Origin of the sequence: Bartonella sp. ML70XJBT (assembly GCF_028618425.1) — a bacterium.
Taxonomy (GTDB): Bacteria; Pseudomonadota; Alphaproteobacteria; order Rhizobiales; family Rhizobiaceae; genus Bartonella.
Genome location: NZ_JAQISX010000027.1, coordinates 1 through 13156, shown reverse-complemented (window position 1 = coordinate 13156; position 13156 = coordinate 1). Strand labels below are relative to the sequence as shown.

2 protein-coding genes are annotated in these 13156 nt (G+C 38.0%); both read left to right on the top strand.

What is annotated here, in order from left to right; translation table 11 throughout:
- On the top strand, positions 1-1184 hold a 1184-nt coding region (locus tag PVV65_RS08395), incomplete at its 5' end, for a Vomp family autotransporter (protein ID WP_273789853.1).
- A gap of 1909 nt (positions 1185-3093) precedes the next feature.
- Positions 3094-13156: hypothetical protein (locus tag PVV65_RS08390; protein ID WP_273789852.1), on the top strand; the 10063-nt coding region annotated here is incomplete at its 3' end.

Sequence of the window (13156 nt, the reverse complement as noted above, 5' to 3'; positions counted from 1 at the left end):
ATCAATCTTTCACGAAGCTTCAACATGATCTTTCAGACAACATTGCTCAGAATGCACTGTTGTGGAGTGATGATGACAAAGCGTTTGTAGCACTTCATGGCAAAGGAGATGGTAAGCATAATAGTAAGCTGAGCCATCTTGTTGACGGGGACATTTCGGCGGGGTCGACAGAAGCGATTACGGGTAATCAGTTGTATCAGTTGAATCAGACGTTAGCGCTGTATTTAGGAGGTGGAGCGAAGTATGAGGATGGTCAATGGACAGGCCCTCAGTTCCAAGTAAGGCAGTTTAAGAGCGATGGCAGTTCTGATGAGAGTAAGAGCTATGATAACGTAGCGGGTGCATTTGAAGGAGTTAACGGAAGTTTATCTGGTATTAACGATCGCCTTAATGATGTAGCTGAGAATGTTACCTCGAACGGCTTAAATTGGAATGAAGAATTAGGGAGTTATGATGGTCGTCATAATGGGGTTGATAGTAAGATTACGCATGTAGCGGATGGAGATGTATCGGAAGGCTCGAAAGAAGTTGTTAATGGAGGCCAACTTTGGGAGACGAATAAGAAAGTTGAAGCTGTTGAGGAGCGTGTAGAGAATATAGATCAACATGTTAAGGATGTTGAAAGTGCTGTTACGAACGGAGCTGTTAACTATGATAAGGATGAGTCTGGTCATAAGACGAATAAAGTTACGTTGGTTGGAGGCGATGAAAGTGCTCCTGTTTTGATAGATAATTTAGCGGAAGGTCGGATTGAAAGTGGTTCGAAAGAAGCGGTTAATGGAGGTCAATTGCATGATTATACGGATCAACAGATGAAGTTAGTGCTTGAAGATGCGAAGAAGTATACGGATGAGCACATCAATGATATAGTCAACAATGGTGTTAGTGAGTCCAAAGCCTATACAGATATGAAGTTTGAAACATTAAATTATGCAGTTGAGGATGTCCGGAAAGAGGCAAGACAGGCTGCGGCTATTGGATTGGCTGTATCGAATTTAAGTTATGACGATACACCAGGGAAATTAAGTTTTTCATTTGGTACGGGTGTATGGCGCAGTCAATCGGCATTCGCTATCGGTGCTGGTTATATGTCTGAAAATGGGAAATTCCGCTCTAATGTATCTGCAACGAGTGCTGGAGGTCATTGGGGTATAGGTGCTGGATTTAGGGTCACATTGAATTAACGATAAAAAAATATAAAAATCCCTTCTCTTAAAATTAAGATGAAGGGATTTTTTTAATCGCTCATGGATACCGATAGAAAATAAAGGATTACTATCAATAAAAATGTCTATTTGAGTATTTCATTGGTAAGTATGTGGTAAAAAATTATTTATCGTATCAAGAATTAATAAATAATTTGTATAATCTATATTATTCTCGACTTTTGTTTTTAAAAGGCATTCTTTGGGAATCAAGTAGTTAATTTATCAAGTGCGGTTTTTATTTTTTCGTGACAAAATTTGATTTTATGACGCAATTTTTTTACGAAAAAAGAAAATATAACAATGGGATTATTAATGAATGCAGTATTATAATTTGAAAATAATAATTAAGATACACGCGTTGCTTTATATAATATTATCAATTGTCAGATTATAACGGATATATAGCATATGATTGGTGGTGATGAGATTACAATAATAATCGAAGATATTGTAATTTTGAGGTTTCATGCCTTATTAGGGGATATTTGTTATTCTTGCTAGTCAATCGCGTAAAATAGCCCCATGCGCGGATATACTTCGAGTTTATTTTGTCTTATATATGAGCCATTATCGTATGTGAAAAGGGATCACGACCGGTAAATGAAAGGATAAAATCACTTTTAGTGATTCTTATGACAAAGGCATATGAAATTCTTTTATATCATCGCATCAATTTTTCATCTCTTCATTAGAGATTGTTTATATATTCTCTTCAATTTGACCTTTATGCATATGACGTAAAGGAGGTGAACAAACGTCTATAAGCAAATGCAAAGCCAGTTGTGCTGTGGTTATTGTCCGTAAAGCATCAAGATAGGCAGCATTTATAAGCTTGGCAGTATAGATTTGAGTTATGAAGATGCACTAAGCTCTTTAAGTTTATCGATTAGGATGGGCGTACAGCGCAATTAATCTGCATTCATTATGAGAGCAGGTTGTATATCAGAAAATAGGAAGATCCAGTCTAATATATCTGCAACGAGTTCAGGAGGGAATTAAGGCATAAGGGCTGGCTTAAGATTAAAGCTGAATTGATATATAAGCAGCAATATTGTACTTGAGTTATGAAAATATATTTTTCTTTTAAGTATTTTTATTTAAAAATTTAAATGAGAATCTGTATTTTATCTCTATAACAATCTTTAAAGAGTCGTTTATTTGTTCAATTTTTTTATAAACGTTAATTTTTTCTAGAATATTGTTTCTTAATTTGTTGAAAAAATATCACATATCATGTGAAAAGATATATTTTTACTCCAATCAGTAAAAAGTGTTATTTTCTAGTTGCTATTTTATGAGGGAGCATATAAACACACAGAAAGTAATATTAGTAAGACTCATTTTGATTATAATTCAAAGGCGGGAGAATAATGTGTAAAAACAATACCAAGGCGTATTTAAATATTGCATTAGACTTAAAAAATATTGGGAATCAAACTCCCTTAAGAATTTGCACTTTTCTTAACTACTAAAGGTTCTAATTTACCTTTTATTAAGAAAACGGCTTTTTAATAAGATAAAACACACTATTAACTTCCAAAATAAAAAAAACACTTTTGAAAGTATTTTTTAAATAACAAGACCCTTATTTAAGAAATAACTTTAATTCGGATACAGGAAAATTCCTTTTTAAAGCACACCAAGCAAAAAATACCTCTAAACCATATTAGAATCTAAATGTGTTATTTCTGTGTAAGCTAAACATTTCCCACATTTAGATCTCAACACAGAAAGCAACTACAAAACGAAAACAAAGACTCAAAACGTTCCCACTTTGATCTGTCACTTTCCATTCAATAACCAGTAGGGAGAGTACCTAACACTGAAATGTGTCTTTTTTATGTTTTTGATATGCTTTTCAAATTTTTTCATTGGAGAGTTTGTTATGAAAAAAATATCAGCCACATCACAGAGACCTAGTTTGAAGGCTGTGCTTATTTCTCGGCGTTTATCTTTGTTTACAAAGCTTTCGTTGGGAACAGCAATGGTTGCACTCTTATCAAGTGCGTCTCCTGTATTGGCGAAAAAAATTGATATAATAGACCAACAAGTTCTTCAAAGCATGGAGAAGGCAACAGCAGTTTATTCTCAAGGGAACGATAAAAGGATTACTGCTGCTTATGATAGTCAGAACAATGTTGATGTCTCTGATTTATCTAAGGCAGGTTATGTAACAGCGCTTAGTAAAGTAGGCGCAAAAGTAGGCGCAGAAAAAGTTAAAGCTTCTAGTGATTATGCAAATTTCCTAAATGATACACTTTGGGAGAAAAGCGATCAAAAAACATCACGACTCGTAAAGGTGTCAACTAAGAGTGGAAGTATTGGTGCAGGTGACGATGATTATGTGAATGTTATATCTCCCTTGAAAGCTTCTAGCGCATCAGTAGAAAACTATCCAACAAAACCGAGTGTAAGGAGTCTGGCAAGCACAAGAGGACTTGAAAGAGCTGGGACAAGTGCTACTTCCTTAGGCCCAGGGGCAAATGCAGCGGGTCAGCAAAGTGTTGCTATTGGTAACAAGGCACAAGCAACAGGAAAATTCGCCATAACTATGGGTGATCAGGCACAGGCGACAAAAGAAGACAGTATAGCTGTAGGTCGCATGGCGCATGCTTTGGGGAAAAGCAGTACCGCATTAGGTTCTGAATATAATGAGGAGAGTACACACGGGGATAGTGATTATACCACTGCGAAGGGTGATTATTCAACGGCTTTGGGTGCTGTTTCTAAAGCTTTGGAGTTTGGTACAACGGCTGTTGGGCATCGTGCATATGCAGCGAAAGAACATGCTATTTCTATAGGTTTTTATTCAGAAGCAAATGCAGAGAAAAGTATTGCTTTAGGTTCTAACGCAAAGGCAAATGGGGACAAATCTCTTGCTCTAGGCTTTCAGGCAGAGGCAAAAGCAGCTGACACTATTGTTTTAGGTTCTAACGCAAAGGCAAATATGAAAAATTCAGTTGTTGTTGGTGCGAATGCAAATGCAACTGGAGACAACTCTCTTGTTCTAGGCTTTCAGGCAGAGGCAAAGGCAACTAGCGCTATTGTTTTAGGTTCTGAAGCAGAGGCATCAGATCCTTTTAGTCTTATTATAGGTGTTAAGGGAAAGGCATCAGGTTGGTATAGTGTTGGTTTGGGTTATGGCGTAGAAGTAACAGGTGAGCGTAGTATTGCTTTAGGTTACCAATCTAAAGTGTTGGTTAAAGATGGTGTTGCTATAGGTTCCACTTCTACATCCGATAGGGCTGCTGGTGTTGCAGGTTATACTTCTCTTTTGCAAGGACCAGCAGAAAACTCCGGAATTGAATGGAAAAGTACGAAAGGTGCAGTGAGTGTTGGTAATACTAGTAATAATATAACGAGGCAGATTACAGGCGTTGCAGCTGGTAGTGGAGATGCCGATGCAGTGAATGTTAGACAGTTAAAAGACTTAGAAGAAGTTGTAAGAAAGAACGGTTGGAAACTGTCTGTTGATGGTAAAAATGCGAAAACAGTTGTTATGGACAGTGACATAGATTTTTCTGCTGGAAGTCAAAACTTTGCAATCAAAAAAGGCGATAAAGATAATAACGTAAAATTTGATTTAGCAAAAGATCTCACGTTAAAAAGCATAAAATTAGAGGAAGAAAGCGTATCAGATGATAGAGCAGATGCAGTAAGTTCAGTAACTTTAGATACAACAGGCTTGATCATCAAGAATGGTCCGAAAGTCACAACTTCTGGTATTGATGCTGGCAGTAAAAAGATAACAGGAGTGGCAAAGGGTACTGAAGATAGCGATGCGGTGAATTTTGGACAACTGCAAAAAGTTGAAAAAGATGTCAAAGAACAGGTCGCAGCCAGTAGCTTCGTGAAACAAGATGTTAAAACAAAATACATCACCATTGGTAAAGAAACCGATGGTGACAAAATTGATATTACTAACAAAAAGAATGAACAGCGTACTCTTACGGGTTTAAAGAGTGCTTCTCTGTCAGAAGCTTCAAATGAAGCTGTTACCGGTTCGCAGTTGTTTACAACAAATAAAAATGTAACAACTTTATCCAATAATTTCAATACTGCTGCCACGAATATGGCCAAGTATTTTGGCGGTAACGCCAAATATGAGAATGGCAAGTGGACCGATCCAAGCTTTACGCTAAAAGCCGTTAACGGTAAAGGTCAGGAAGAAAATGCGACGTATTATAATGTAGCGGCAGCTTTGGCAGGTGTTGGTACTTCTATCACCAATGTCAAAGCCGATGCCTTATTGTGGAGTGAAGAGGATAATGCGTTTGTTGCTATGCATGGAAGGGATTTTGAAGTTGATGGTGGGGAACCGTTAGCAAAGTTAACGGGTAAGATTACACATCTTTTAGACGGAAATATTTCCGAAGGCTCTACAGATGCTATTACGGGGAGGCAGCTTTTTGAGACTAATAGTAAGGTTGCTAGTTACTTAGGTGGTGGAGCTAGTTATCAAGATAAAACATGGACGGATCCAACATTTAAAGTTAAAGCCGTTAACGGTGATGGTGAGGAAAAAGATGAAACTTATCATAATGTAGCGGCAGCTTTGGCAGGCGTTGGGAATTCTATCACAAATGTTAAAAATGATATCAAGAATGAAATCACGAGTGTAAAAGGTGATAGCCTTGTTAAGTGGGATGAGGATACAAAGCATATTAATATTGGTAGTGACAAGGAAGAGGCTACAATTAATATTGCGGATAAAGGAAGTAAGGACAGAATCCTTTCTGGTGTGAAGAAGGCAGAAAAAGGCAATGAAGCAGTTAACAAAGGTCAGCTTGATGAGAATGTAAAGCAACTTTCTGGCGAAATTGCAGATGTGCGTTCAGTTGCAGTTTTCTACGATAAAGAAGAAGTTTCAGATGATGACAATCGACTTATCAGATCAGCACGTAAAAGTAATAAATCGAATGTGACTTTTGGCGATCCAAGCAAAGGTACTGTTGGATTGCATAATGTTGGCGATGGTAAAGTCACAGAAGTTTCCACCGATGCAATTAATGGCTCACAGCTTCATAAATTTGGTACTGGGGTTGCGAAGACTTTAGGTGGTAACGCCAAATATGAGAATGGCGAATGGACTGATCCAAGCTTTACGCTAAAAGCCGTTAATGGTAAAGGTCAGGAAGAAGAGAAGACTTATCACAATGTAGCGGAAGCTTTGACAGGAGTTGGTAGTTCTTTTACGAATATCAAAAATGAGATTACGAACCAGATTAATCAACTTCAGTCAGAAGATTCAGCAGTTGTTCATTACGATAAAGATGATAAGAATGGCAGCATTAATTACACGAGTGTCACTTTTGGTGGTAACAATAAAAGCCTCACGACTCTCCATAATGTTGCGGATGGTGCGATTTCTTCAGCATCCCATGATGCAATTAATGGTGGTCAGATTAATAAAATCGGTGAAGATATTGCAAAATTTTTAGGTGGAGAAGCATCCTTTAAAAATGGTGTTCTTACAGAGCCAACCTATAACTTATCTTATATTGCTACAGATGGAATAGTAACCAAGAGTTCTTATCAAGGTGTTGGAACAGCTTTTGCAGGTCTTGATACAAATATCAAGAATGTGAATGATCGTATTAAAGAAGTATCTCAGGGAGTTGCACAGGATTCTTTACTATGGAGTAAGGATGGCAATGCCTTTAGTGCTCTTCATGGGAAAGATAATGACAGAAAAGCTAGCAAGATTACCTCTCTTGCCAATGGAGACATTAGTGCAACCTCAAGTGATGCTGTAGCGGGTAGCCAGCTTCATAAATTTGGTACTGGGGTTGCGAAGACTTTAGGTGGAGAAGCTCGTTATGAGGATGGCACGTGGACTGATCCAACTTTTACAATAAAAACAGTGAATGCTAATGGTGAGGAAAAAGAAGAGAGTTATAAGAATGTAGCGGAAGCTTTGGCAGGCGTTGGTAGTTCTATCACAAATGTTAAAAATGATATCAAGAATGAAATCACGAGTGTAAAAGGTGATAGCCTTGTTAAGTGGGATGATAAGACAAATCATATTAATATTGGTGGTGAAAAGGAAGATGCTACAATTAGTATTGCTGATAAGAATAGTAAGGATAGAATTCTTTCTGGTGTGAAGGATGCTGTGAATAATAATGAAGCAGTTAACAAAGGTCAGCTTGATGAGAATGTAAATAAACTTTCTGGCGAAATTGCAGATGTGCGTTCAGTTGCAGTTTTCTACGATAAAGAAGAAGTTTCAGATGATGACAATCGACTTATCAGATCAGTACCTAAAAGTAATAAATCGAATGTGACTTTTGGCGATCCAAGCAAAGGTACTGTTGGATTGCATAATGTTGGCGATGGTAAAGTTAAAGAAGATTCGCATGATGCGATTAATGGTTCACAGCTTCATTCATTGGGTGACAAAGTTGCCTCTTACCTTGGCGGTAACGCCAAATATGAGAATGGTAAATGGACAGATCCAAGCTTTACGCTAAAAGCCGTTAACGGTGAAGGTCAGGAAGAAGAGAAGACTTATAAGAATGTAGGGGAAGCATTGACTGGGGTTGGTACTTCTATCGCGAATGTTCAGAATAAAGTCACTGAACAAGTTAATAATATCATGACCAATGTCAAAGCCGATGCCTTATTGTGGAGTGAAAAGGATAATGCGTTTGTTGCCATGCATGGAAAGGAGATTTCTGATGGTGGAGAACCGATAGCAAGGTCAGCGGGTAAGATTACACATCTTTTAGACGGAAATGTTTCCGAAGGCTCTACAGATGCTATTACGGGGGGGCAGCTTTTTGAGACCAATAGTAAGGTTGCTAGTTACTTAGGTGGTGGAGCTAGTTATCAAGATAAAACATGGACGGATCCAACATTTAAAGTTAAAACTGTTAAGGATGATGGTCAGGAAGAAGAGAAGACTTATAAGAATGTAGAGGAAGCATTGAGTGGGGTTGGTAATTCTATCACCAATGTCAAAAATGATATTACCAAACAGATTAATAATGAGATTAGCAATGTAAAAGGTGATAGTCTTGTTAAGAAAGATGCAGCAACGAATGTTATCAACATTGGTAAAGAGGTAGAGGGTAGTGAAATCAATGTTGCCAACAAAAGTGGTGGTTCGCGGACACTTTCTGGTGTGAAGGAAGCAACAAAAGATAATGAAGCCGTTAACAAGGGGCAACTTGATAAGGATTTGAAGAAACTTTCTGAGAGCCTTCAATCAGAAGATTCAGCAGTTGTTCATTACGATAAAGATGATAAGAATGGTAGCATTAATTACACGAGTGTCACTTTAGGTGGTAAAGATAAGAGTGCTGTTAGTCTCCACAATGTTGCTGATGGCACAATTTCTTCAGAATCACATGATGCAATCAATGGTCAACAGATTAACAAAATTGGTGAGAATATTGCTAAATTTTTGGGTGGCAGTGCGAAGTTTAATAGTGGCACTTTAACAGTACCGACTTATGAAATCTCCAATGTTTCAAAAGATGGCAATGTCGAGAAGACTAGTTTCAATGATGTTGGTTCAGCTTTTGCTGGTCTTGATACGAGTATGCAGAATGTGAATAATCACTTAACGAATGTTGTTAATGATTTTACTAAAAAGATAAGTGATATTTCTCAAGAAGTTAAAGGCGATGCGCTTTTATGGAGTGAAGATAAAGGATCCTTTGTTGCACAGCATGGTAAAGAAGAAAAAAGCAATAGCAAGATTACGCATATTTTAGATGGTAATATTTCTAAAGATTCTACAGATGCTATTACGGGTAACCAACTCTATTCTTTGGGTGATAAGGTTGCTGGCTATTTGGGAGGTGATGCTCGTTATGAGAACGGTGAATGGACGGCGCCAAACTTCAAGGTTAAAACAGTTGACGGTGAAGGCAATTCTGGAGACGAGAGCTACACAAGTGTATCTGCTGCTTTTGAAGGAGTTGGTACATCTTTCACGAATATTAAAAATGAGATTACCAAGCAAATTAATAATCTTCAGTCAGAAGATTCAGCAGTTGTTCATTATGATAAAAAGGAAAAGGATGAAATTGACTATACAAATGTGACTTTGGGTAAAGGTAAGGATTCTACACCTGTTGCACTTCATAATGTTGCCAATGGTAATATCGCTAAAGATTCACGTGATGCCATCACGGGTGATCAGATGAATAAAATTGGCGAGGATATTGCAAAGTTTTTAGGTGGAGAATCATCCTTTAAAGATGGATCACTGACACCGCCAAGCTATGCATTATCTGAAGTTTCTACAGAAGGTAAAGTTACAGATAAGTCCTTTAATGATGTTGGTTCAGCCTTTGTAGGACTTAACACAAATATCAAGCATGTGAACGATCGGATTAAGGAAGTCTCAGAAGGTGTTGCACAGGATTCTTTATCTTGGAGCGCGGCTAATAATGCCTTTAGTGCTCAGCATGGGAAAGATAGTGAGAGAACAGATAGCAAGATTACACATCTTAAGGTTGGAGACATTACTGAAGCTTCAACGGATGCGATCAATGGTTCGCAGCTTTATTCATTGGGTGACAAAGTTGCCTCTTACTTTGGCGGTAACGCCAAATATGAGAATGGCGAATGGACAGCTCCAAGCTTTACGCTAAAAACTTTCAATGAAAATGGTGAAGAAGGTGAAAACGCGACTTATAATGATGTTGGTGCAGCCTTTTCAGGAATTGATACAAACTTCACAAATTTTAACAATCATCTAACGAGTATTGTTGAAGATTTTAATACAAAAGTAGACGATATTAAAAAAGAAGTTAAAGGCGATGCTTTACTATGGAGCAATGAAGACGGTGCTTTTGTAGCTCAGCATGAAAAAGAAGATCAAAAAACAAATAGTAAAATTAAATTTCTTGCTGCCGGAGATATTACGCAAGACTCGACGGAAGCAGTTAATGGCTCACAGCTTTTCGAGACAAATAATAAAGTTTCTACTTACTTAGGCGGTGGAGCTAGTTATAAAGATGGCGCATGGGTTGGTCCAACATTTACGCTTAAAACTGTTAATGGTGAAGGCAAGGAAGAAGAAAAGAATTATCAGACAGTAGCAGAAGCTTTTACTGGAGTTGAAACTTCTATCACCAATGTCAAAAATGATATTACCAAACAGATTAACAATGAGATTAGCAATGTAAAAGGTGAGAGTCTTGTTAAATGGGATGAAGAGACAAAGCATATTAATATTGGTGGAGAAAAGGACGGCGCTACAATTAATATTGCCGATAAGGGTAGTAATAATAGAATCCTTTCTGGTTTGAAGAAGGCAGAAAAAGATAATGAAGCAGTTAATAAAGAGCAACTTGATGAGAACGTAACTAAACTTTCTGACGAAATTGCAGAAGTTCGTTCTGTTGCAGTTTTCTATGATGAAGAAGAAGTTTCAAGTGATGACAATCGGCTTATCAGATCAGCACGTAAAAGTAATAAATCGAATGTAACTTTTGGAGATCCGAAAACAGGCACTGTTGGTTTGCATAATGTTGGAAGTGGTGCAATTTCTTCCGATTCCCATGATGCAATCAATGGTTCCCAGGTTCATTCTCTTGGAAGCACAGTTGCATCTTATTTTGGTGGTGATACTAAGTATGAGAATGGGCAATGGACAGCTCCGAATTTCAAGGTAAAAACAATTAACGCGGATGGTCAGGAGAAGGATGAGACTTATCAGAATGTATCTACTGCTTTTGAAGGAGTTGGTACATCTTTTACGAATATCAAAAATGAGATTACCAAACAGGTTAACAATCTTCAGTCAGAAGGTTCAGCGGTTGTTCATTATGATAAAAAGGCAGAGGGAGGAATTGATTATACGAGTGTCACTTTAGGTGGTAAAGATCAAACTCTCACAGTTCTCCACAATGTTGGTGATGGTAAGATTGGTGATAAGTCGCACGATGCAATTAATGGCGGACAGATTTATAAAATTGGTGAAGATGTTGCAAAATTCTTAGGTGGAGATGCAGCTTTTAAAGATGGATCACTTACCCAGCCAACCTATAAATTATCGAATGTTGCTACTGATGGTGAAGTAACAGATAATTCGTTCAATGATGTTGGTTCAGCCTTTGTAGGTCTTGATAAGAATATCCAGCATGTGAACGATCGTATTAAGGCAGTCTCTCAAGGAGTTGCAAAGGATTCTTTAAATTGGAGTAATGCTGAGGGTGCTTTTGTTGCTTCTCATGGAGAAGGCGATGCAAGAAAAGATAGCAAGATTGCGCATATTTTGTCTGGAGACATTACTGAAACTTCAACGGATGCGGTCAATGGTTCTCAGCTTTTTGATACAAATAAGACTGTTGCAACTTATTTAGGAGGTAGTGCTAAGTATGAGAATGGTAAATGGACAGCTCCGAGCTTCAAGGTAAAGATAGTCAAGGATGATGATAGTGATGTTGAAGAGCAGAGCTATGAAAGTGTATCTGCTGCATTTGAAGGAGTTGGTAGTTCATTCACGAATATCAAAAATGAGATTACGAACAAGATTAATCATCTTCAGTCAGAAGATTCAGCGGTTGTTCATTATGATAAACAGAAGGATGATGGTGAGACTGATTATGCCAATATAACTTTGGGTGGTAAGGGTAAAATCCTCACAGCGCTGCACAATGTTGGTGATGGTAAGATTGCAGAAGATTCCCATGATGCGATCAATGGTTCCCAGCTTCATTCTCTTGGAAGCACAGTTGCAACTTATTTAGGTGGCGGTGCTGGTTATGAAGAAGGTAAATGGACCGCTCCAAGCTTCAAGGTAAAGATAGTCAAGGATGATGGGAGTGAAGTTGAAGAGCAGAGCTATGAAAGTGTATCTGCTGCATTTGAAGGAGTTGGTAGTTCATTCACGAATATCAAAAATGAAATTACGAACCAGATTAATCATCTTCAGTCAGAAGATTCAGCGGTTGTTCACTATGATAAAAAGGCAGAGGGAGAAATTGATTATACGAGTGTCACTTTAGGTGGTAAAGATCAAACTCCCACACTTCTCCACAATGTTGGTGATGGTCAGATTGGTGATAAGTCACATGATGCAATTAATGGCGGACAGATTTATAAAATTGGTGAAGATGTTGCAAAATTCTTTGGTGGCGATGCAGCTTTTAACAATGGAGCCTTCACAGGACCAACCTATAAATTATCTGATGTTGATGAAAAAGGTAATGTTACAGATAAGCTGTTTAGTGATGTTGGCACAGCGTTTAGTGGTCTTGATACGAATATCAAGCATGTGAACGATCGTATTAAGGAAGTTTCAGAAGGCGTTGCGCAGGATACTTTGAGTTGGAGCAAGGAGAAAGGGGCATTTGTTGCGGTTCATGGTGAAGATGGTGCAAAGAGCAATAGCAAAATCACGTCTCTTTTAGATGGAACTGTTTCTAAGGGTTCAACGGATGCAGTTACGGGCAGTCAGCTTTTTGATACCAATAAGACAGTTGCAACTTATTTAGGAGGTGGTGCTGGTTATGAAGAAGGTAAATGGATAGCTCCAAACTTCAAAGTTAACGTAGTGAATGCTAATGGCGATAAGGTTGAAGAGAAGAAGTATGATAGTGTTGCAGCTGCCTTTGAAGGTGTAGGAAGTTCTTTCACAAATCTTCATAATGAAGTGACGAATGCTGTTACGGATATTAATAATCACATCAACAATGTTGTTAGTGATAGTCTTGTTAAGCAGGATGAAGAGAGCAAGGTTATCAAGATAGGAGCGGAAAAAGGTGGTACTAGCATTAACATTGCTAATAGTGGTGATGCTGCGCGGACCCTTACAGGTGTAAAATCAGGAGCGCTTACAGAAACGTCGACTGATGCAGTAAATGGTTCTCAACTTTATTCGATGAATAATACGTTAGCGAGCTATTTTGGAGGTGGAGCTAAGTATGAGAATGGTCAGTGGATAGCACCAAGCTTCAAGGTAAAGACAGTTAAGGATGATGGGAGTG